This window comes from Futiania mangrovi, assembly GCF_024158125.1.
Taxonomy (GTDB): Bacteria; Pseudomonadota; Alphaproteobacteria; order Futianiales; family Futianiaceae; genus Futiania; species Futiania mangrovi.
Window position 1 is genome coordinate 375,159 of record NZ_JAMZFT010000002.1, and the last position, 20,870, is coordinate 396,028.

The window sequence follows — 20,870 nt, forward strand, 5'->3', positions numbered from 1 at the left end:
ACCGGTCAGTCCTGCAGGAGGGCCAGCGCGGCCGCGGGGTCGATGCGCCCGTCATAGATTGCGCGGCCCGAGATCACGCCGTCGATGTTGGGATGGTTGGCGGCCTTGAGCGCCCTCAGATCGTCCATGCCGGCGACGCCGCCGCTTGCGATCACGGGTGTCGAGACGGCATCGGCCAGCGCAAGGGTGGCCTCCACATTCACACCTGTCAGCGCGCCGTCCCGGTCCACGTCGGTGTAGACAATCGCGGCCGCACCCGCGTCCTCGAACCGCCGGGCAAGGTCGATGACGGTCAGTTCCGACGTTTCGGCCCAGCCTTCGACCGCAACCTTGCCACCCTTTGCATCGATCCCGAGCACGATGCGGCCGGGATGGGCCTTGCACGCGGTCTTCACCAGCTCGGGGTCGCGCACGGCCACGGTGCCGAGGATGACGCGCCGCACGCCCGCATCGAGCCACATCTCGATGGTCGCCATGTCGCGAATCCCGCCCCCGAGCTGCGCCGGGATCGTGATCGCATTCAGAATGCCGCGTACTGCGTCCGCATTGATCGGCCTGCCCGCGAATGCACCATTGAGGTCGACCAGGTGCAGCCAGCGAAAACCCTCGTTCTCGAACTTGGCCGCCTGCGCCGCAGGGTCGTCGTTGAAGACGGTCGCCTTGTCCATCTCGCCCTTGAAGAGGCGGACGCAGGCACCGTCCTTCAGGTCGATCGCGGGGTAGAGGATCATGGACGCCACCTCAGGAAATTGGCGATCAGGCGCAGGCCGGTGACCTGGCTCTTCTCGGGATGGAATTGCGTACCGACCAGGTTGTCGCGCCCGACGATGGCCGTCACGGGTCCGCCATAGTCCGTCTCCGCCAGCACACAGGCGCGGCTCTCGGGCACCAAGTGGTAGGAGTGCACGAAATAGGCATGGTCGCCGTCGGCGATCCCGTCGAGAATGGGGTGGGCACTGCGCAGCCGCAGCGTGTTCCAGCCCATGTGCGGGATTTTCAACGCCGGGTCGGCGGGCGTCAGCGCCCGCACCTCCCCCGCGATCCAGTCGAGACCGTCGTGCGATCCGTGCTCCAGGCCCCGCGTCGCCATGAGCTGCATGCCTACGCAGACGCCGAGGAAGGGGACACCGTCGCCCATCACCCGCGCGATCAGCGCATCGCGCAGACCCTCGACCGCGGCAAGACCGGCCGCGCAGTCGCCGAAGGCGCCCACGCCCGGCAGGATGACACGGTCAGCCGCCCGGACAAGCGCCGGATCGTCGGTGACATGCACCGCCGCAGAAATCCCCGCCTCCCGCGCCGCACGCTCCACGGCCTTCGCGGCGGATCGGAGATTTCCGGATCCGTAGTCCAGAATCGCGATCTGCATGGACCCTCAAGCCTCCGGAAACACGCCGAGCGGCGTCGACGGCACGGCGCGCGGCCGGCCCGGGCCCGCGGGACGCAAATCGACGGGCCGCTGCTCGCCGGACCCGGACCAGGGACGCTCCGCCGGCGCCGTCCGGCGCACCGGCATGGGCGGATCGGCATAGAAGCGCACTTCCGCCTCCTCCGTATTGCGCGCGACCACCGACCCCATCTCGGTCCAGCCGCGGCGGCCGAGCGCGCTGCGCAGCAACTCGTTGGCCTCGAAACCCACCAACAGGTTGAGCGCGGCGAACGCTACCTGCATCGCGACCTCCGCAACGCCGGCAGCACCGAGACCGGCGAACAGCAAGCCCGCCAGCACCACATAACCCAGCGTCTCCCACCACAGCCGGTGGACGAGCAGCCATACCGCGGGGAACAGGAAAGCCAGCCAGGCAAACCCGTCGCGCACGAAGACCGCGTCTTCGAGAGTGTCGCGGACGTGAACGGTGTAGACCCGCATCGCGCGTCAGTTCCCCAGGGTGCCCTTGGTCGACGGTACGGCGTCGGCCGCGCGCGGGTCGATCTCGACCGCCATGCGCAGCGCCCGCGCCAGCGCCTTGTAGGACGACTCCACGATGTGGTGGTTGTTCTCGCCGTAGAGGTTCTCCACGTGCAGGGTAATACCGGCTGCCTGCGCAAAGGCCTGGAACCACTCCTTGAAGAGTTCGGTATCCATGTCGCCCAGCTTGGGCCGGGTGAAGGCGACCTTCCAGATGAGGTAGGGCCGCTTGGACACGTCCAGCGCGACGCGCGTCAGCGTCTCGTCCATCGGGATCAGCGCCGAGCCATACCGCCGGATGCCCCGGTAGTCCCCGAGCGCATCCGCCACCGCGAGACCGACCACGATGCCGGTATCCTCCGTCGTGTGATGGAAGTCGATGTGCAGATCGCCCTTGGCCCGGACCTTGAGATCGATGAGGGAATGGCGCGAAAGCTGTTCGAGCATGTGATCGAGGAAACCGATCCCCGTCTCGACGTCATAAACGCCGGAACCGTCGAGGTTCACCTCCACCTCGACGCTCGTTTCCTTGGTCGTGCGTGCCGCGCGTCCGATCCGCATCCTGCGCCACTCCTGCATGTTTCGCGGGGCACTTGTAACGCACCGGATGCCCGCGGCCAAGCGCGCGCGACGGGCCAGGGCTTGACCGGGCGCGCCGCCCGTCTCATGTAGCGCGTCATGGGCAACGAACACGGTACTCTTCCCTGGCACGGCACGACCATCCTGTCGGTGCGCAAGGGCGGCAAGGTGGTGATGGCCGGTGACGGGCAGGTGTCCGTCGGCCCCACCGTCATGAAATCGAGCGCGCGCAAGGTGCGCCGCATCGGCAATGGCAAGATCCTCGCGGGTTTCGCGGGCGCGACGGCGGACGCCTTCACGCTGCTGGAGCGGCTGGAGGCGAAGCTGGAGCAGCATCCCGACCAACTGATCCGTGCCTGCGTGGAACTTGCGAAGGACTGGCGCACCGACCGCTACCTGCGCCGGCTCGAGGCCATGATGGCGGTCGCGGACGCGCGCGTCAGCCTCGTCCTCACCGGACAGGGCGACGTGCTGGAGCCTGACGACGGCGTCATCGGGATCGGCTCGGGCGGGTCCTACGCGCTTGCCGCGGCCCGCGCACTGATGGACACGGACGCCGACGCAGAGGCGGTCGCCCGCAAGGCCATGAAGATCGCCGGCGAAATCTGCGTCTACACGAACGACGCGGTGATCGTCGAAACGCTGGACGCTGAGGTATGAGGGCGGCCAGGACCGCTTTCCCTTCGCCCGTTTTCCCCGGTAGAACCACAGGCAGACCGGTATGACTCACTTCTCCCCCCGCGAGATCGTCTCCGAGCTCGACCGCTACATCGTTGGCCAGACAGCGGCGAAGCGCGCGGTCGCCCAGGCCCTGCGCAACCGCTGGCGCCGGCAGCAGCTCGAAAGCCCGCTCAAGGACGAGGTTCTACCGAAGAACATCCTGATGATCGGCCCGACCGGCGTCGGAAAGACGGAGATCTCGCGCCGTCTCGCCCGCCTTGCCGAAGCGCCCTTCCTGAAGGTCGAGGCGACCAAGTTCACAGAGGTCGGCTATGTCGGCCGCGACGTGGAATCGATCGTCCGCGACCTCGTCGAGATCGCGATCAGCCAGCAGCGCGAAACCGCGCGCAAGGCGGTGGAGGCACAGGCGCAGCTGAAGGCGGAGGAGCGTGTTCTCGAGGCGATCGTCGGCCCGTCGGCGCAGGAGGGCACGCGCGAAACCTTCCGCCGCAAGCTGCGCTCCGGGGAACTCGACGACCGCGAGATCGAGGTCGAGGTGCCGGATCAGGGCGGGGCGCCCATGCTCGACATCCCGGGCATGCCGGGCGGGGCGGGGATGATCGACCTGTCGGAGATGCTCGGCAAGGCGTTCGGCGGCCGCCGCCGCAAGCGCAAGATGACGGTGCGGGAGAGCCACAAGGTGCTGGTGCAGGACGAGGCCGACAAGCTGATCGATACAGACCGCATCACGCGCGAGGCGATCCACGCGGTGGAGAACAACGGCATCGTCTTCCTCGACGAGATCGACAAGATCTGCGCGCGCAGCGAGATGAAGGGCGGCGACGTCAGCCGCGAGGGGGTACAGCGCGACCTCCTGCCCCTGATCGAGGGCACCAGCGTGCCCACCAAGCACGGGACGGTGAAGACCGATCACATCCTGTTCATCGCGTCGGGCGCGTTCCACTTGGCCAAACCGTCGGACCTGCTGCCGGAGCTTCAGGGCCGCCTGCCGATCCGGGTCGAGCTGGAGGCACTGACGCGCGACGACTTCCGCCGGATCCTGACCGAGCCCGAGGCGAGCCTCGTCAAGCAATACAAGGCGCTGCTGGGGACCGAGGGCGTCACCCTCGACTTCACCGAGGACGGCATCGATGCGCTGGCCGACATCGCCGCGGAAGCGAACCGCACGGTCGAGAACATCGGCGCGCGCCGCCTGCACACGGTTCTGGAGCGCGTGCTGGACGAGATCAGCTTCACCGCGACGGACAAGCCGGGCGAATCCGTCACGATCGACCGCGCCTACGTCGACGACCGCGTCGCCGACATCGCCCGCAACGCGGACCTGAGCCGATTTATCTTGTGAGACAGCGCGGTAGGGCCGTTCAGCCCTTCCGCCGCAGATAAAGGTAGAACGCGCCCGCGCCGCCATGACGGCGGGACGCCGGGACGCAGGCCGCGATCGTCGCGGAAAGCTCCGGCCGCGCAGCCCAGAGCGGCAGGCTCTCGCGCAGGATGCCCGGACGGTCGAACAGGTCGAAGGCCGGGGCCTTGTGCCGCTCCCCCTTGCCCGTGATGACGAGGAGACAGCGGAGACCCTGCGCGTGCGCCGTGCGGACGGCGGTGACGAAGGCAGCGTAGGCGTCCTCCTGGCGCAGCCCATGCAGGTCGAGGCGACGGTCGGGCGCGATCTCCCCCCGGCGCAGGCGCGCGGACGTCCTGCGGTCGAGGCCGATGATATGACCGCGCTCGGACACCGGGCTCGGCAAGCGGCGCTCGGCCGGCGGCACATGGACGGGACCTTGTGCGATCTGCGGCTTGCGAGCCTTGGCGGACCGGGAGGGCCGGGTAGGGCCCCCGATCTCACCGCCCGCCGCGCCCGCTTTCGGCGGTGCGCCCTCGGTCTCCGGCGACCCGGTCACGCCCGGATGATCGCTGCCGCTGTCGAGAGCGGCCCGGCTCGCATGATCGCGCGGGCGCACGTCCTGCGTGACGTGGCTCCAGAGGGCGATCTCATCGCGCGTCAGATGGCGGCGGCGGCGTGTCATGCGGCCCAGATGGCCGATACGCGCGGCAAAATCCAGTGCTGCCGGTCCTTACGCATCCTCGACCAGCACGATGTGCAGCCGCTTCGGCCCGTGCGCGCCCATGAAGATCGTCTGTTCGATATCCGCCGTGCGCGACGGCCCGGTGATGAAATTGACCGTGCGTGGCATGAAACCGGGCTTTCCCCCGCCCATCTCGCGCAAGTGCGCCCAACCGTCCTCGTAGGATCCGACGATCTGCGAGGCGCGGATCACGACGACATGGTTCTCGGGCAGGAAATTGAGCGTGGTCGACCGCTCAGGCCCTGAATGCAGCATCAGCGTGCCCGTTTCCGCCACCCCGGCGAAGGCGGCGGCGAGCCCGACCTCGTCGGTCGCCTCGGCGACCCCGGTCGCGGTGTCGAGCGCGGTTCCCGACCAGTCGAGGCCGCCCAGCGCCGGATCGGGTGCGATCTTCACCCGTGCGGGCAGATTGTGCCGGCGGATGAAGGCAGCGACCGCCGCGGGGATGTCGCCATCGGAGGCGACGCGGGCCAGGCTTGCCGCATGGTATTCCGCCATCTCCGCGAAGCGGTCGACGCGGGTTGCATCCTCCGCCCCACGGGCCGGGACGAGGTTGCGGGCGTGGGCTGCAAGCCGCGCCTCGACGGTGCGGCGTGCCTCGGCCTCGTTGCCGCTGCGACCCGTGGCGCGGCGGATGGCGCCAAGCATGCTCTCCCGGCTCATCGGCGGCCCCCTTTCGCCTTGTATTGCGCCATGAAGGTGCCCCCCGGCGGCGGGGCGGGCAGATCGCGCCCGTCGGTCCAGCCCTCCGCCAGCGGTAGGGCCGGGTAGCGCCCGCGACCGCGCGCCAGAACCGACAGGACCCGCGACGCCAGATCGACCCCGATCCGGTAGGCCCAGGGCCGTGCCGCCGCCCAGGACCAGAGCGAAATCCCGAAGCGTTCCGCCGCCGGGCTCTCGCCTTGCGCGAACGATTTCTCCCGCCAGCTGCGCATCAGCTTCGGCAGCGGGATGCGCATGGGGCAGACTTCCTCGCACCGTCCGCAGAAGGTCGAGGCGTTGGGCAGATGCCGCCCGTCCGCAAGCCCTACCAGGTTGGGCGTCAGCACCGCCCCGATGGGCCCCATGTAGACCGAGCCATAGGCATGACCGCCCACGGTTGCATAGACCGGGCAATGGTTCATGCAGGCCCCGCAGCGGATGCAGCGCAGCACCTCCTCGAACTCCGTACCCAGCAGCCGCGTCCGTCCGTTGTCGAGCAGGATGACGTGGAAGTCGTCGGGCCCGTCCGCGTCGCCCTGCCGCTTCGGCCCGGTGGAGAAGGTCGTGTAGACCGAGAACTCCTGCCCCGTGGCGGAGCGCGCAAGCACGCGCAGGATGGTTGAGACATCCTCGAGCGTCGGCACGATCTTCTCGATGGAGGCGAGCACGATGTGGGTGCGCGGCAGGGATTGGGTCAGGTCGCCATTTCCCTCGTTCGTGACGATGACGGTCGAGCCGGTCTCGGCGATCAGGAAGTTCGCACCGGTAATACCGACGTCGGCCTCCAGGTAGCGCTGGCGCAGGATGGCGCGCGCCTCCGCCACCATCTCCTCTCCCTCGGTCAGGCGGCGGGTATATCCCAGCTTCTCGTGATGCTTGAGAAAGAGGTCGGCCACCTGCTCCTTCGTCTTGTGGACGGCGGGGCCGATGATGTGGGAGGGCGTCTCACCCGCAAGCTGGATGATGTATTCGCCGAGGTCGGTTTCGACCGGCTCGATCCCGTGACGCTCCAGGAAGCCGTTGATCTCGATCTCCTCGCCGATCATCGACTTGCCCTTGGTGACGGTCTTCGCGCCCTTCTCCTGGCAGATCTTGAGGACGGCGGCCCGCGCTTCCTCGGGCGTGGCGCACCAGTGGACGTGGCCGCCCGCTTCCTGCACGCGCGTCTCGAACGCCTCCAGATATAGGTCGAGATGGGCCAGCACATGGTTCTTGATGCCACGCGCCTCGTCGCGCAGGGCCTCGAACTCCGGCAGCTTGTTCACCGCGCCGAGCCGCTTGGCGAGGAAGTTGCGCTCCGCCTTCGCCATGGCGCGCTGCAACTCGGTATCGGTCAGCGCGTTGTGGGCGTTCTTCTTGAAGGACTTCGGATCGAGCTGGGTCACGAGCGGCCCCCCTTGTCCGGTGCGGCGATCGGAGGAACGCCGGCCATACCGGCCAGTACCTCCGCCACGTGATAGACCTTCACAGGCTTGCCCTCGCGGGAGAGCCGGCCGGCCATGTTCATGAGACACCCCATGTCGCCCGCAAGCAGCGTATCGGCCCCCGTCTCCGCCACCCTGGCGACCTTCTTGGAGACCATGGCTGTCGACACCTCCGGGTACTTGACGCAGAAGGTGCCGCCGAAGCCGCAGCATGTCTCCTCGTCCGGCAGGTCGACCCGGGTCAGGCCGGCCATACCGTCCAGCAGTGCGCGCGGCTGGCCCTTCACCTTCAGTTCGCGCAGGCCCGAGCAGGAATCGTGATAGGTCACCGTGCCGTCATACCGGGCCGCCACGCCGGTCATACCGCGCACGTCCGTGAGGAAGGAGACCAGTTCGTGGGTTTTCGCCGCCAGCGCGAGCGCACGCGGGCCCCAGTGCGGGTCGTCGGCCAGGACTTCCGGGTAATGTTTCACGATCATGCCGCCACAAGACCCGGAGGGCACGACCACGAAGTCATACCCCTCAAACAGCGGGATCATGGCACGGGCGACGGCCGCGGCCTGTGCGCGGGCGCCGGAATTGAACGCCGGCTGGCCACAGCAGGTCTGGGCTTCCGGCACCTCGACGATGCACCCGGCCTCCTCGAGCAGTTTGAGCGCGGCAAAACCTACATTGGGCCGGATCATGTCGACCAGGCAGGTCACGAACAGCGCCACACGCGGCGCACCGCTGATTCCGGGACCGTTATCCGACACGCCACGCACCCCCTGTTTTCCGTTTTGGGTCATGTGCTGAAGCTAGCATGGCAGGTGCCGGAATCCATGCGCCACATGCAGGTGCAGATCAGGATCCGGATGCGGCCTCGCCGTCTGTCGCGAGCCCGGCGGCCACCGGGCGAGGAAGCAGAAGCCACATCCGTCCCTGCGACTGCATGTGACCGGCCAGCCATTCCGCCTCCTCCCCGAAGCCGAAGAAGATGTCGCCGCGCACCGGGCCGACGATGGCCCCGCCGGTATCCTGCGCGACCATGAGGCGCTGCCAGGCGGTTGGGCCTTCCGCTGCACCCGGCTGTTGCGGCAGCAAGGTTGCAACAAAGACGGGTGCGCCCATGGCGTGATGGGTCCGGTCCACCGCCAGGCTGCGTCCGGGGGTCAGCGGAACCCCGGTAGCCCCGGGAGGGCCGAGATCGGTATCGCGCTCCTCGATCTCGCGGAAAAAGACGTAGGAGGCATTCGCGTTCATCACCTCCTGGGCGCGATCGGGATGTTCGGCCAGCCAGGCGCGGATCGATTGAAGGGAGACCGCTTCCCGCGGGATCTGCCCCTCGGCGACCAAAACACGTCCGATGGCGGTGTAGGGATGCCCGTTCTGACCAGCATAACCGACCCGCATGACGGATCCGTCTTCCAGCGCGACCCGGCCCGAGCCCTGGATCTGCAGGAAGAAGGCCGCGACCGGGTCGTCGACCCAGACGAGCGCAAGATCCTCCGCCGGCAGGGCACCATCCACGATAGCCTCCCGCGCCGGGTAGGGCCGCAGCCGGTTGCCCTCGACGCGTCCGGCGATGCGTTGGCCCTTGAGGCTTTCGCGAAATGCGCCCAGATCGACATCCACCAGGTCGGCGGGACGGGTCAGCAGGGGCGTCTGGTAGGGCCCGCCGCGGGTCCGCGATCCGGTGAGCTGCGGCTCGTAGTACCCGGTAAACAGTCCTTCCGCAGCGCTTCCCGCAAAGACATGTACCGGGAGAAAGGCATCCTCGAAGCCTGCACGGGGATCGTCCGCGGCAGCAAGCGCGGCGCACGCCGCTGCCCAGTCGCCCGCGCGGCCAAGGCGCGGATCGGGTCCCGCCGCCGCGTCACCGGCGAGCCGGGAGAACCGGCTGCAGGTGCGCTGCACCGCGACCCGGGCGGCAGCGTGATCGTCCGCCGCCCATCCCGGCAGATCGGCCCACCCTGCCGGTGCCAGGACCATGGCCGGCGGCGGCGCGGGCGGTTCGGGCTGCGGGGTCACGAGACGTCCTATCAGGTCGAGCGCGGGGACGAAGGCGATCCCGGCCGCAAGGCCGACGAGACAGCCCAGAATAAATCCGATGCGGGCGCGGCCACGCCGCATCAGGGGTCAGTCCGCATCCGGCTCTCCGGTCGCGCAGAGTCTCCAGTTCGGATCCGAGGCACGGATATCGCGGGTGAAGGTCCAGGCGTCCACCACTTCGCGGATCTGCGTCCGGGAGCCTTCGACGATCTCGCCGTCGGCATTCTCGACGAAGGAAATCATGTTGGCAGTGAAGCGGACCGTGACCTCGGCCATGCGGCCTTCCACAGAGGCACCCGTGATCGTCGCATCGCGCAGGTCGACGATCGACGATGTCGCCGACACCCCGCGCGCTGCCCGGTCGTCGATCACGGCCGCGAAACTCTCGAACACGTCGTCGGTCAGCAGCATGCGCAGCGTATCCTTGTCGCCTGCCGCGAAGGCCTCCACGATCATCTCGTAGGCTGCTTTCGCACCGTCGAGGAAGCGTCCGGGGATGAAAGTGCGGTCCGCAAGCTGGAGGCGCGCGATCTGCATCCCTGCCTCGCCACCCTTCTGCACGAAGCGGTCGATCTCGTTCTCCTCCGGCTGCGGGGCTTTGTCCCGCTGCGGCAACGAAACGACATTGTCGTCACCCTGATCCGATGGGCCGGAGTAGGGATCGTACGGCGGCCGTTCCTCGCCCGTGCGGCGGCCGAGAACGCTGCGCAGGCGCAGAAAGATGAACCCCGCGATGACCGCGAGGATGATGATGTCCAGAATGTTGAACCCGCCGCTCATGAGTACCCTTGTCCGACGCACAGTCTTCAGGTTGCGCTCCTGATCCCCAATATAGGGTCTTAGTGCATGAAACCCTACCCTGCCGCAATGCCTGCGCGACGCGGCGGGGTCTCCATTGCGGCACGGACTGCCTGCGGCACGCCACGGCCGCCGACAAAACCCGACGGAAAGGGCCCGCCCGACATGGCAAGGCTAGCGCTTATCGCCTTCATCGCCGTTCCCCTGATAGAGATCGCCCTGTTCATCCAGGTAGGCGGACTGATCGGCTTGTGGCCAACGCTGGCAATCATCGTGCTGACCGCCGTGATCGGTGTCGCCCTGCTGCGCCAGCAGGGGCTCAGTACCCTGACCCGCGCCCAGGCACGCATGGACCGGGGCGAGATGCCGGTGCGCGAAATGCTCGAGGGCATCCTCCTCGCCATCGCCGGGGCCCTGCTTCTGACACCGGGGTTCTTCACCGACGCGATCGGCTTTGCGTTGCTCGTCCCTGCCGTGCGCCAGGCCATAGGTAACCGGATCGCCCGGCACGTGGTCGTGAGCGGTCCGCAACCGGCGCCGCCCCATCGTCCAAAGACCGGTTCCGGCGGCACCATCGAGGGCGACTACGAGGTGGTCGGAGAGGGTACCCCGCCAGGACCCGCAACACCACGAGAGGACAGTCCCTGGCGCGGCACGTGAGCGGAAGTCCGCCGCGCGCTTGCCGGACGGTCGAGGCCGTGCTAGCCACCGTTCCGACCCTTAGTCGTTCGAGGAGAGTAGCCCCATGGCGGAGACCAACGGCGCCGGCGCCCAGCCGCAGCCCGGGCAGCAGCAGGCAGCCCCGCAGATCCGGATCCTGACGCAGTATACGAAGGACCTGTCCTTCGAGAATCCGCAAGGGGCGCGGGCCGGGGATCCGAACGCCGGCCAGCCGCAGATCGGGGTGTCGGTGAACGTCCATGCCGGAAAGATGGGCGAGGATCTCTACGAGGTGGACCTGCGGATCCGTGTGGAGGCCAAGCGCGACGACAAGACCGCATTCCTTTGCGAACTGTCCTATGGCGGTGTGTTCCAGTTGAAGAACCTGCCTGCGGACGCGATCCAGCCGGTTCTGTTCGTCGAATGTGCCCGACAGCTCTTCCCCTTTGCCCGGCGTGTCGTCGCCGACACGGTGCGCGACGGCGGATATCCTGCCCTGCTTCTCGACCCGATCGATTTTCTGCAGCTTTACCGCAACCAGGTGCTCGCGGCCCAACAGCAGCAGCAACAGGGCGGCGCGGCACCCCAGGGCGCCTGAGAAGCTATCCCACGCCTTCTTCCGGCTTGACGGGCGTCTTGCCGTGCCTGTCGGCGCGGCAGGTGCTTTCGCCTAAAGACCGCGCCAGAGCGCTTTCTCGCCCATCTCCGCGATGAAGGCACGGTGGGCCTCCTCCTCCGCAGCGGTCAGGCGGGGCGGCAGGGCCACCGGGCGTTGCGGCTGCCGCTTGCGGTCCTTTCCGGCAAGCACGGCCCCATCCTCAAGGCCCAGCATCAGCCCGGGCTCACGACCGCCGATCAGCTCCAGATAGACGTTGGCAAGCAGTTGCGCGTCCAGGAGCGCGCCGTGATAGGTGCGCGAGGAATTGTCGATCCCGAAGCGCTTGCAGAGTGCATCGAGCGAGACCTGCGCACCGGGAAACTTCCGGCGCGCAATGGCAAGCGTGTCGATCGCCTGGGAAGAAGGCAGCACGGGCCGGGCAAAGCGCCGGAATTCCGCGTTCAGGAAGCGCATGTCGAAGGCAGCGTTGTGAATCACCAGCGGCGCGTCCGCGAGGAATTCCTGGATCTCGTCGACATGTGCCTCGAACGGGTTGTGCTTCGAGAGGAAATCGATCGAAAGGCCGTGCACGGCAAAGGCCGCCTCCGGCATGTCCCGCTGCGGATCGAAGTAGAGATGCAGCGTGCGGCCGGTCGGCACATGATGCTCCAGCTCCACGCACCCCAACTCGACGACGCGGTGACCCTCGGCCGGATCGAGCCCCGTGGTTTCGGTATCGAGAACGATCTCGCGCATCTCTCTTACCTTCTCCTGCGGTCGGACCAGGCCCGTGCCCGGTAGTGCCGGAGGCCCTCCATCACCCTTTCCACGTCCGCCTGAGCCGCGGGGATCCCGCGGCTCGTCTCGATCAGGAAGTCGGCGCGCGCACGCTTCTCCGCATCCGGGGTCTGGCGTGCGAGCAAACGGTCCAGGATCTCTGCGGTCATACCGGGCCGCTCCAGCACACGGGCCCTCTGTACCGCCTTCGGTGCCGTCACGACAACCACTGCATCGACACGGGTATGACCGCCTGTCTCGAACAGCAGAGGGACGTCCAGGATCACGATTTCGGCGCGGTCCCGCTCGGCAAGGGTCAGGAAGTCGATCTGCGCACGTCCGACAAGCGGGTGGACCACGGCTTCCAGGCGGGCGAGCGCCTGCGGGTCGGACTTGACGGCCTCCGACAGCCGGGCACGGTCGACACCGTTCTCGACGATGGCCTGGGGAAACACAGCTCCGATCGGCCCTACCGCGGCACCCCCCGGCGCATAGAGCGCGTGGACCGCGGCGTCAGCGTCGTAGTGGACTGCCCCGGCCGCGCGAAAAAGCGCAGCGGTCGTCGATTTTCCCATGCCGATCGAACCGGTCAGACCGACGAGCCTCATGCAGATGTCTCCCCGAGGTCCGAGAGGATCGCCGCACGAATGTCTGCCGTGACCTCGGGCGCGGTTCCGAACCATGCCTCGAACCCCGGGCGGGCCTGATGCAGCAACATGCCGAGCCCGTCGACGATCCGATGGCCACGCGCGCGGGCGGCCAGGAGGAAAGGCGTGATCCGCGGCTTGTAGACGATATCCGTCACGAGCGCTTCTGCGGGTAGGGCCGGCAGGACGTCGAGCAGGGGTGCCATATCGCCCCCGCCGAGCCCCAGGCTGGTCGTGTTGACGGCCAGGCGCACATCGGCACATGCCGCATGCGGGACCGGCCAATCCACGACGCGAACGCATTGGCCAAATACCTCGGCGAGGGTCTCCGACCGAGCGCGCGTACGGTTTGCCAGCCGAACTTCCGGAACCCCTTCCGCCAGCAGGCCGTGAACGACGGCCCGTGATGCACCCCCCGCACCCAGCACAAGGGCCGGCCCCTCGAACGCACCGGTGGCCTGCGCATCCGTTCTCAGGTTCTCGATGAAACCGAAAGCATCGGTGTTATCGCCCGTCACGAGACCGTCCTCGCCGATCACGAGGGTATTTACGGCACCGATCGCGCGGGCGCGGCCGGTCAGCCGGTCACACAGCGCAAATGCCTGCTCCTTGTGGGGAATGGTCACGTTGGCTCCGCGAAAGCCAAGGGCTACAAGGCCACGGAATGCCTCGGCGAAGCGGTCCGGATGCACGGCAAGAGGCACATAGGCACCGTCTATGCCGTAGCGATCCAACCACAGGCCGTGAAGCCGCGGCGACAGGGAATGTGCGACCGGCCATCCCATGACGCCTGCGAGTCTCGCCGCACCTGTCAGACCCATGCTCTCCCTCCCCTGACGCCCCGCCATGTCCCTCACGACGGCACATCACCGCGCGCACGCAGCCAGTCGAGAAGTTCGAGAAGCGGAAGCCCCTGAATCGTGAAGGTATCGCCCTCGATGCGAGAAAAGAGATGAACCCCCGGCCCCTCGATCCGGTAGCACCCAACCGATCCGAGAGCAGATGCCCCCTCAATCTCCAGATAGCGTGCGATGAAGGCGTCGGACAGCGGCCGGACGGTAAGGCGTGCGTGACCCACGTGACGCCAGGCCGGATTTCCGCCGATCACAGCCACTGCCGCACTGTAAAGGTGATGTGTCTTGCCTGAGAGCAGCTGCAGGGTCGCGGCAGCCTGTTCGGCTGTCCCGGCCTTGCGCACAACCTGCCCGTCGCACACCAGTACCTGGTCGCATCCGATGACCACGGAGCCGGGGGCACGTCGCGCCACGGCAACCGCCTTGATCTCGGCCAGCGCATCGGCTAGGTCGCGTCCGCCCAAGCCTTCGGCAAGTAGCGATGCTGCGACTTCGGCCTCGTCGACCGGGGCCCGGACGGCTGCGAAGGAAAGTCCTGCATCCCGCAGCAGGCGGGCGCGCGTCGGGCTGCCACTCGCCAGCACCAACGGCGGCTCCGGTCCGAGCGTCTGCGGATCGGATACGGTCATCCGCCGTTCGCCTTGCGCTGCTGGTAAAGGGTGAAGATGGCCGCCGCGGTTTCCTCGATCGACCGGCGGGAAACGTCGATCACCGGTATGCCCAGCTTCTCGTAGAGCCGCCGCGCGGCGGACGTTTCGTCACGCACCATCGAGGGATTGACGTAATCGGTCTCCTCAGTCTCCGACAGAGACAGAAGACGGTTGCGCCGGATCTGTACCAGACGTTCCGGTGATGCCAGCAGCCCTACCACCAGTGGCCGACGCAGGTTCTCGACGATCGGCGGCAGCGGTATGCCCGGTACGACCGGCACGTTTGCAGCCTTCACACCGCGGTTTGCAAGATAGATGCAGGTCGGTGTCTTCGACGTCCGGCTCACACCCAGAAGCACCACGTCGGCCTGGTCCAGCTCGTGCACGTTCTGACCGTCATCGTGCGCCATCGTGTAGTTGAGGGCGTCGATGCGGGCAAAGTACCCGCTGTCCAGCTGGTGCTGGCCACCCGGACGGTGTGTGGTCTTCGTACCCAAATAGGCTTCGAAGACGGCGAGGACGCCATCGAGGACCGACAGGCAAGGCATCCCAAGTTCGGCACAGCGGCGCACGAGCGCGTGGCGAAGATCCTCGTTCACCAGGGTGAAGAGCACGATACCCGGGGCATCCGCGATCCCGGCGAACACCTTCTCGAGCTGCCGCGGGGTCCGGACAAGGGCATAGGAGTGCTCTATGGGCTGCACCCGCTCGAACTGGGCAACCGCAGCCTTGGCGAGGACATTGATCGTCTCGCCGGTCGAGTCCGACACGAGATGGAGATGGAAATAGGTGACCGTTTTGCGGCGCGCGGACATGGAATCCTTCTACCCGATTGGCGGGGAAGGGCAAGCGGCACCGTCGAGTCCCGTGGATAAGTGGGAGAACACGGGGTCCCGACGGGGGGGCGTGTGGGCAAGCGCGGATTCATCCCCATTGTGAACGCGATGGCTGGCACGGACCTTGATCATGGGCACAACCCGGCCGAGAGGTTCCGTGACCTGCATCCGGAGCACCCGGCTTTCCCGAGATTCCGACTCAACCCCGCGAGCCAGCGCGCGACAGTTCAACGAAGAATCCCTACCGGAAGCTTCCAGCTATCTCCCGGCGAAACGGAGCCGTAGCGGACCCTGCCTGCCTGTGCATGAACCTGTGGATAGCTGCGGGACGCGCGATGATCCACAGGACTCAGGCCCCAACAAGCTTCTTCAACCCTTTTTTAGATTCCTGACTTGTGTTGGGTCGTTCCGGTGGGCATCGTCGCCACCCTGTCGCCGAGGGAACTCGGCCTTCCCGGATGGACAAGAGGGTGATGAGCCGTTCGACCGAGAAACCGCTTCTGCGTGCACTCAGCGGCGAGGCGTTGCCGACGCCTCCGGTATGGCTGATGCGGCAGGCTGGGCGCTACCTGCCGGAATACCGCAAGGTACGGGCGGAGGCGCGGGACTTTCTGGACCTGTGCTATTCGCCGGACCTGGCGACCGAGGTCACCTTGCAGCCAATCCGGCGCTATGGCTTCGATGCCTCGATCCTGTTTGCCGACATTCTCCTGATCCCGGATGCGCTGGGCCAGCAGGTTCGCTTCGTCGCCGGGGAGGGCCCGCGTCTCGAGCCTGTTCGCGATGCTGCCGCGATCGGGAAGCTGAGCGCCGCGCGGGTCGGAGAGCACATGCAGCCTGTCTACGAGACCGTCCGCCGGTTGCGGAGGGAACTGCCCGGACAGGTTACCCTTATCGGTTTTGCAGGGTCTCCGTGGACCGTCGCGACCTACATGGTGGAAGGGCGCGGCAGTCCGGATCAGAAGCAGGCACGGCTGATGGCATGGACAGCGCCCGATGTCTTCGGCGTGCTGATCGACAAGCTTGTCGCCGCGACCGTGGAGTATCTCTCAGGCCAGGTTGCCGCCGGGGCTGAAGTTCTGCAGCTCTTTGACAGTTGGGCGCAAGGGTTCTCGCCCGCGATGTTCGAGCGATGGGTCATCGCCCCGACGCGCGCCATCGTTGACGAGATCCGCGCCCGCCATCCGGGTGTGCCGATCATCGGTTTCCCGAGGCTGGCCGGCGCGCAGATTCCGCACTATGTCGCGGCGACGGGCGTCGATGCGGTCAGCCTCGACACCGGTGTCGACCCGGCATGGGCACGGCAGGTCATGCCGGAAAGTGTATGTCTGCAGGGCAATCTCGATCCGCTTTGCCTGGTTGCGGGGGGAGAGGCGATGGCAGCCGAGACGCGGCGTCTTCTCGACGGGATGGCCGGCCGGGCGCATGTCTTCAACCTGGGTCACGGGATCGTTCCGGAGACGCCGCCGGAACATGTGAGTGCCCTGCTCGAGATTGTGCGCGGCCGGTAGGGCCGGTGATACGGGTGAGGACGAGATGGCTCGAAAACTGGCGGTGGTGCTGTTCAACCTGGGAGGGCCGGACAGCCCCGAGGCTGTAAAGCCGTTTCTGTACAACCTGTTCAACGATCCGGCGATCATCTCGGTCCCCTGGCCGGTCCGGCCGTTGCTGGCACGGCTTATCTCGTCGCGGCGGGCCCCTGTCGCACGCGAGATCTATGCCGAGATCGGAGGGCGGTCTCCTCTCGTTCCCCTGACGGAGGAGCAGGCCGAGACGCTCGCGGCGGCAATCGGCGAGAGCGGGGAGGGCGAGGCGAAGGTTTTCATCGCCATGCGTTATTGGCATCCGATGGCTGATGAGACGGCACGTTTCGTGAAGGCATACGGGCCGGACGAGATCGTTCTGTTGCCGCTTTATCCGCAGTTCTCGACGACGACGACGGGGTCTTCGGTAAAGGACTGGAAGAGGGCGGCGCAGGTGGCGGGGCTGGACGTACCGACGCGCACGGTTTGTTGCTATCCGCTGGAGGAGGGCTGGATTGCCGCGCAGGCAGACCTGCTCCGGCAGGCGATCCGAAAGAGCGGTGAGGGCCCGGTGCGCGTCCTGTTCTCCGCACATGGTTTGCCGAAGAAGGTGATCGCGTCCGGCGATCCGTATCAATGGCAGGTGGAGCAGACTTCGGCGGCCGTGGCCGAGGCGGTTGGGGCCGACATGCCGGAGTGGGTCGTTTGCTACCAAAGCCGGGTCGGGCCGCTGGAATGGATCGGGCCTTCGACGGAGGACGAGATCGCGCGGGCAGGTGCCGATGGTGTCGGCCTTGTGGTGGTGCCGATCGCGTTCGTCTCGGAGCACTCGGAAACGCTGGTGGAGCTGGACATCGAATACGCGGAACTGGCGGCGCACAAAGGTGTGGCGTCCTACGTCAGGGTTCCGGCGGTGGCAACACACTCCTCCTTCGTCGCGGGTCTTGCGCGGGTCGTCGGGGAGGTCCGGGGACGCGCAGCGGGTTCCGTGTGCCCGAACGGTGGCCGGCGGATCTGTCCTGCAGTCCACGGACGCTGTCCGGCGACGCAGGTGTAAATCCGCGAACGGCAGGAGGAGGCGGTATGGCCGAATATTACCTGTGGCTGAAGACGGCCCACATCGTCTCGATGGTCGCGTGGATGGCTGCGCTTTTCTATCTGCCGCGGCTTTACGTCTATCATGTGAGTGCGGAGCCTGGCGGCGAACTCGACGACACGCTGAAGATCATGGAGCGGCGGCTTCTGAAGGCGATCATGACGCCCGCGATGATGGCAACCTGGGTGTTTGGGCTCCTGTTGCTCGGTTCCGGCGTTGCCGGTATGGCCGAGGGATGGCTGCACGCCAAGGTCGTCCTTGTCCTTCTGCTGTCGGGCTTCCACGGTGCATGTGCGAAGTGGCGCAAGGATTTCGAGGCCGGGCGCAATACCCGATCGGAGCGGTTCTACCGGGTGGCGAACGAGGTGCCGACGGTGCTTCTGATCGCCATCGTCCTGCTGGCGGTGGTGAAGCCGTTCTGATTGACACGGGCGAGGATTCGACTATGTGTGAGGCACCTACCAAAGGCCGCCGTTGACGCGAGTGCCCGTGAGGCGTGCGCGTACAGCGTCCGGAGCGGCCACCTCATGATCGTTTGACGCCGGCCGTGTCGGGCCCTTTCCAGCATTTGCACCCGATTCCCGCTGCCGGCCGGGACGGACATCAGCTTCCGACAGGCCAGGGTACGCTTCGGTTTCTTCCCTTCCAGGACATCCACATGGACATTCGCGAACTCAAGCTGCAGGACCTCAAGGTCAAGTCGCCCACCGATCTTCTGGCGTTCGCCGAGCAGCTGAACGTCGAGAACGCATCCTCGATGCGCAAGCAGGACATGATGTTCGCCATCCTCAAGGAGCTGGCGGAGCAGGAGTGCGAGATCACCGGCGAAGGCGTGCTTGAGGTTCTTCAGGATGGCTTCGGGTTCCTGCGCAGCCCGGAATCGAATTATCTCGCCGGTCCCGACGACATCTACGTCTCGCCTTCGCAGATCCGCCGCTTTGGCCTGCGCACCGGCGACACGGTCGAGGGGACCATCCGCAGCCCGAAGGACGGGGAGCGGTATTTCGCACTCACCCGTGTGGACCGGATCAATTTCGACGACCCCGAGAAGGTGCGCCACAAGGTGCATTTCGACAATCTGACGCCGCTCTATCCGGACGAGCGGCTGCGCATGGAGATCGAGGATCCCACGATCAAGGACATGAGCGCGCGGGTCATGGATCTCGTTGCGCCGATCGGCAAGGGCCAGCGCGCGCTGATCACCGCGCCGCCGCGCACCGGCAAAACCGTGGTGCTGCAGAATATCGCCCGCTCGCTCGCGGCGAACCATCCCGAGTGTTACCTGATCGTGCTCCTGATCGACGAGCGCCCTGAGGAAGTGACCGACATGCAGCGGACCGTGAAGGGCGAGGTCGTTTCCTCGACCTTCGACGAGCCCGCGGCACGCCACGTCCAGGTTGCCGAGATGGTGATCGAGAAGGCCAAGCGCCTGGTGGAGCATGGACGCGACGTGGTGATCCTTCTCGACTCGATCACGCGCCTCGGCCGGGCCTACAACACCGTTGTCCCAAGCTCCGGCAAGGTGCTGACCGGCGGTGTCGACGCCAACGCCCTGCAGCGGCCGAAGCGCTTCTTCGGTGCGGCCCGCAACATCGAGGAAGGCGGATCTCTGACCATCATCGCGACCGCGCTGATCGACACCGGCAGCCGCATGGACGAGGTGATCTTCGAGGAGTTCAAGGGTACCGGCAACTCCGAGCTGATCCTCGACCGCAAGATCGCCGACAAGCGCATCTTCCCGGCCATCGACATCACGCGCTCGGGCACGCGGAAAGAGGAACTTCTGGTGCCGAAGGACACGCTGTCCAAGATGTATGTCCTGCGCCGTATCCTGAACCCGATGGGGACCGTGGATGCGATGGAATTCCTCCTCGGCAAGATCAAGCAGACCAAGTCGAACAGCGATTTCTTCGACTCCATGAACACCTGACAAGCGCCCCCGCGGCCTTTTTCCGGCGCGAAACGAAAGAGCCCGCGTACTGCATACGGTACGCGGGCTTCAATCATTCTGGCGCGTTTCAGGGCCTGATCAGGGCCCGATCAGGGAATGAGGATCGTCTGACCTGTAGTCTTGCGGGCTTCCAGATCCTCGTGCGCCTGGCGCGCGTCGCTCAGCGCATAGCGCTGGTTGATGTCGATCTTCACCTTCCCAGATGCGACCACGTCGATGACATCCTGGGCGGTGGCGCGCATTTCATCGGGTGTGGCCGTGTAGTGCATCAGGGTCGGCCTGGTGACGAAGAGCGAGCCCTTGGCCGAGAGGATGCCGAGGTCCACGTCGCGGACCGGACCCGAGGCATTGCCGTAACTGACGAGCAGGCCGCGCGGCTGGAGCGAATCGAGCGAAGGCACCCATGTGTCCTTGCCCACGCCGTCGAAGACGACGGGCACCTTCTTGCCGCCCGTGATCTCCTTCACCCGTTCGGCGATGTCTTCCTTGCGGTACAGGATGACATGATCGCAACCGTGCGCTTTGGCGAGGTCGGCCTTGTCCTCGCTTCCGGCGGTACCGATGACCGTGGCGCCAAGTGCCTTGAGCCACTGGCAGGCGATCAGGCCGACACCGCCGGCGATGGCATGGAAAAGCACCGTCTCCCCCGCCTGGACCGGGTAGATGCGTCGGATGAGGTACTGCGCCGTCATCCCTTTCAGCATCATGGCGGCGCCGGTTTCATCGCTGATGCTCCCCGGCAGTTTCACCACCTTGTCGGCTGGCATGACGCGAGCCTCTGCGTAGGAACCGATGGGACCTGTCCCGTACGCGATACGATCGCCCTCGGAGAGGCCGGTCACGCCGCTACCAACCGCCTCGACAACGCCGGCAGCTTCCAGGCCGAGGCCGGAGGGCATTTGAAGCGGGTAGAGGCCGGACCGATGGTAGGTGTCGATGAAATTCAGGCCGACCGCGGTGTGACGGACGCGGATCTCGCCCTTCCCTGGCGCCGGGACGTCGAGATCGACAACCTCGATGACTTCCGGACTGCCAGGCCGCTGGATCTGGATTGCCTTGACCATGATACC

Annotated in this window: 24 protein-coding genes; 8 read left to right on the plus strand and 16 right to left on the minus strand. The window is 66.6% G+C overall.

Features of this window, described 5'->3' with window-relative positions:
- Positions 1 to 5: 5 nt before the first annotated feature.
- Genes hisA through hisB form a run of 4 tightly spaced genes read right to left on the minus strand, consistent with a single transcriptional unit; the run spans position 6 to position 2,470 of the window.
- The gene (gene hisA / locus NJQ99_RS08685) at positions 6 to 731 is read right to left on the minus strand and encodes a 1-(5-phosphoribosyl)-5-[(5-phosphoribosylamino)methylideneamino]imidazole-4-carboxamide isomerase (RefSeq protein ID WP_269332436.1); all 726 of its coding nucleotides are present in this window, start codon (positions 729 to 731) and stop codon (positions 6 to 8) included.
- Positions 728 to 1,369 (minus strand): imidazole glycerol phosphate synthase subunit HisH, encoded by a 642-nt coding sequence (gene hisH, locus NJQ99_RS08690; protein WP_269332437.1) that lies wholly within the window; start codon positions 1,367 to 1,369, stop codon positions 728 to 730. The genes hisA and hisH overlap by 4 nt, the downstream gene beginning before the upstream one ends.
- Positions 1,370 to 1,375: 6 nt before the next feature.
- Positions 1,376 to 1,870, minus strand: coding sequence for a DUF2628 domain-containing protein (locus NJQ99_RS08695; protein ID WP_269332438.1), 495 nt, complete (start codon positions 1,868 to 1,870; stop codon positions 1,376 to 1,378).
- 6 nt (positions 1,871 to 1,876) lie between these two features.
- Complete coding sequence (gene hisB / locus NJQ99_RS08700; RefSeq protein WP_269332439.1) at positions 1,877 to 2,470, minus strand: imidazoleglycerol-phosphate dehydratase HisB; 594 nt, start codon at positions 2,468 to 2,470, stop codon at positions 1,877 to 1,879.
- Positions 2,471 to 2,587: 117 nt separating this feature from the next.
- Here hisB and hslV point away from each other — a divergent pair, with 117 nt between their 5' ends.
- Together hslV and hslU are read left to right on the plus strand one after the other, a co-directional pair.
- Positions 2,588 to 3,148, plus strand: a complete 561-nt coding sequence (hslV, locus tag NJQ99_RS08705) for an ATP-dependent protease subunit HslV (RefSeq protein WP_269332440.1) — start codon at positions 2,588 to 2,590, stop codon at positions 3,146 to 3,148.
- A 61-nt stretch (positions 3,149 to 3,209) separates the two neighbouring features.
- Positions 3,210 to 4,511 carry an ATP-dependent protease ATPase subunit HslU gene (gene hslU / locus NJQ99_RS08710; RefSeq protein WP_269332441.1) on the plus strand — a complete coding sequence of 434 codons (1,302 nt, stop codon included), beginning with the start codon at positions 3,210 to 3,212 and terminating at the stop codon, positions 4,509 to 4,511.
- 19 nt (positions 4,512 to 4,530) lie between these two features.
- Here the strand turns inward: hslU and NJQ99_RS08715 are convergent, their stop codons facing one another.
- From NJQ99_RS08715 to NJQ99_RS08740, 6 genes are all read right to left on the minus strand, one after another.
- Positions 4,531 to 5,193: a Smr/MutS family protein gene (locus NJQ99_RS08715; protein WP_269332442.1), complete on the minus strand. Its 663-nt coding sequence runs from the start codon at positions 5,191 to 5,193 to the stop codon at positions 4,531 to 4,533.
- A 48-nt stretch (positions 5,194 to 5,241) separates the two neighbouring features.
- Complete coding sequence (locus NJQ99_RS08720) at positions 5,242 to 5,916, minus strand: LutC/YkgG family protein (RefSeq protein WP_269332443.1); 675 nt, start codon at positions 5,914 to 5,916, stop codon at positions 5,242 to 5,244.
- Entirely contained in the window at positions 5,913 to 7,340 is a 1,428-nt protein-coding gene (locus NJQ99_RS08725; RefSeq protein WP_269332444.1) for a LutB/LldF family L-lactate oxidation iron-sulfur protein, read from the minus strand. The genes NJQ99_RS08720 and NJQ99_RS08725 overlap by 4 nt, the downstream gene beginning before the upstream one ends.
- Positions 7,337 to 8,134: a (Fe-S)-binding protein gene (locus NJQ99_RS08730; RefSeq protein ID WP_269332445.1), complete on the minus strand. Its 798-nt coding sequence runs from the start codon at positions 8,132 to 8,134 to the stop codon at positions 7,337 to 7,339. The genes NJQ99_RS08725 and NJQ99_RS08730 overlap by 4 nt, the downstream gene beginning before the upstream one ends.
- 88 nt (positions 8,135 to 8,222) lie before the next feature.
- On the minus strand, positions 8,223 to 9,491 hold the full coding sequence (mltA, locus tag NJQ99_RS08735) for a murein transglycosylase A (protein WP_269332446.1): 1,269 nt from the start codon (positions 9,489 to 9,491) through the stop codon (positions 8,223 to 8,225).
- Between the two features lie 6 nt (positions 9,492 to 9,497).
- Complete coding sequence (locus tag NJQ99_RS08740) at positions 9,498 to 10,190, minus strand: Tim44/TimA family putative adaptor protein (RefSeq protein WP_269332447.1); 693 nt, start codon at positions 10,188 to 10,190, stop codon at positions 9,498 to 9,500.
- A gap of 183 nt (positions 10,191 to 10,373) precedes the next feature.
- Between NJQ99_RS08740 and NJQ99_RS08745 the strand changes: the two genes are divergently transcribed.
- Positions 10,374 to 10,868, plus strand: coding sequence for an FxsA family protein (locus tag NJQ99_RS08745; protein ID WP_269332448.1), 495 nt, complete (start codon positions 10,374 to 10,376; stop codon positions 10,866 to 10,868).
- Between the two features lie 85 nt (positions 10,869 to 10,953).
- On the plus strand, positions 10,954 to 11,466 hold the full coding sequence (gene secB / locus NJQ99_RS08750; RefSeq protein WP_269332449.1) for a protein-export chaperone SecB: 513 nt from the start codon (positions 10,954 to 10,956) through the stop codon (positions 11,464 to 11,466).
- Between the two features lie 72 nt (positions 11,467 to 11,538).
- Here the strand turns inward: secB and dnaQ are convergent, their stop codons facing one another.
- From dnaQ to NJQ99_RS08775, 5 genes are read right to left on the minus strand one after another with little or no spacing between them, the layout of a single operon-like run.
- Positions 11,539 to 12,222, minus strand: coding sequence for a DNA polymerase III subunit epsilon (gene dnaQ / locus NJQ99_RS08755; protein ID WP_269332450.1), 684 nt, complete (start codon positions 12,220 to 12,222; stop codon positions 11,539 to 11,541).
- A gap of 5 nt (positions 12,223 to 12,227) precedes the next feature.
- Positions 12,228 to 12,851 carry a dephospho-CoA kinase gene (coaE, locus tag NJQ99_RS08760; protein WP_269332451.1) on the minus strand — a complete coding sequence of 208 codons (624 nt, stop codon included), beginning with the start codon at positions 12,849 to 12,851 and terminating at the stop codon, positions 12,228 to 12,230.
- Positions 12,848 to 13,711 (minus strand): shikimate dehydrogenase, encoded by an 864-nt coding sequence (locus tag NJQ99_RS08765; protein ID WP_269332452.1) that lies wholly within the window; start codon positions 13,709 to 13,711, stop codon positions 12,848 to 12,850. The genes coaE and NJQ99_RS08765 overlap by 4 nt, the downstream gene beginning before the upstream one ends.
- 32 nt (positions 13,712 to 13,743) lie before the next feature.
- On the minus strand, positions 13,744 to 14,373 hold the full coding sequence (locus NJQ99_RS08770; protein WP_269332453.1) for a Maf family protein: 630 nt from the start codon (positions 14,371 to 14,373) through the stop codon (positions 13,744 to 13,746).
- Positions 14,370 to 15,209 (minus strand): pyruvate, water dikinase regulatory protein, encoded by an 840-nt coding sequence (locus NJQ99_RS08775; RefSeq protein WP_269332454.1) that lies wholly within the window; start codon positions 15,207 to 15,209, stop codon positions 14,370 to 14,372. The genes NJQ99_RS08770 and NJQ99_RS08775 overlap by 4 nt, the downstream gene beginning before the upstream one ends.
- 494 nt (positions 15,210 to 15,703) lie before the next feature.
- Here NJQ99_RS08775 and hemE point away from each other — a divergent pair, with 494 nt between their 5' ends.
- The 4 genes from hemE to rho all read left to right on the plus strand — a co-directional run bounded on the left by hemE (position 15,704) and on the right by rho (position 19,779).
- The gene (hemE, locus tag NJQ99_RS08780) at positions 15,704 to 16,741 is read left to right on the plus strand and encodes a uroporphyrinogen decarboxylase (RefSeq protein ID WP_269332455.1); all 1,038 of its coding nucleotides are present in this window, start codon (positions 15,704 to 15,706) and stop codon (positions 16,739 to 16,741) included.
- 25 nt (positions 16,742 to 16,766) lie between these two features.
- Positions 16,767 to 17,810 (plus strand): ferrochelatase, encoded by a 1,044-nt coding sequence (gene hemH, locus NJQ99_RS08785; RefSeq protein ID WP_269332456.1) that lies wholly within the window; start codon positions 16,767 to 16,769, stop codon positions 17,808 to 17,810.
- A 26-nt stretch (positions 17,811 to 17,836) separates the two neighbouring features.
- Positions 17,837 to 18,271: a protoporphyrinogen oxidase HemJ gene (gene hemJ, locus NJQ99_RS08790; RefSeq protein ID WP_269332457.1), complete on the plus strand. Its 435-nt coding sequence runs from the start codon at positions 17,837 to 17,839 to the stop codon at positions 18,269 to 18,271.
- Between the two features lie 242 nt (positions 18,272 to 18,513).
- Positions 18,514 to 19,779 (plus strand): transcription termination factor Rho, encoded by a 1,266-nt coding sequence (gene rho, locus NJQ99_RS08795; protein ID WP_269333205.1) that lies wholly within the window; start codon positions 18,514 to 18,516, stop codon positions 19,777 to 19,779.
- A 110-nt stretch (positions 19,780 to 19,889) separates the two neighbouring features.
- Here the strand turns inward: rho and NJQ99_RS08800 are convergent, their stop codons facing one another.
- Positions 19,890 to 20,864: a quinone oxidoreductase family protein gene (locus NJQ99_RS08800; protein WP_269332458.1), complete on the minus strand. Its 975-nt coding sequence runs from the start codon at positions 20,862 to 20,864 to the stop codon at positions 19,890 to 19,892.
- Between the last annotated feature and the right edge of the window lie 6 nt (positions 20,865 to 20,870).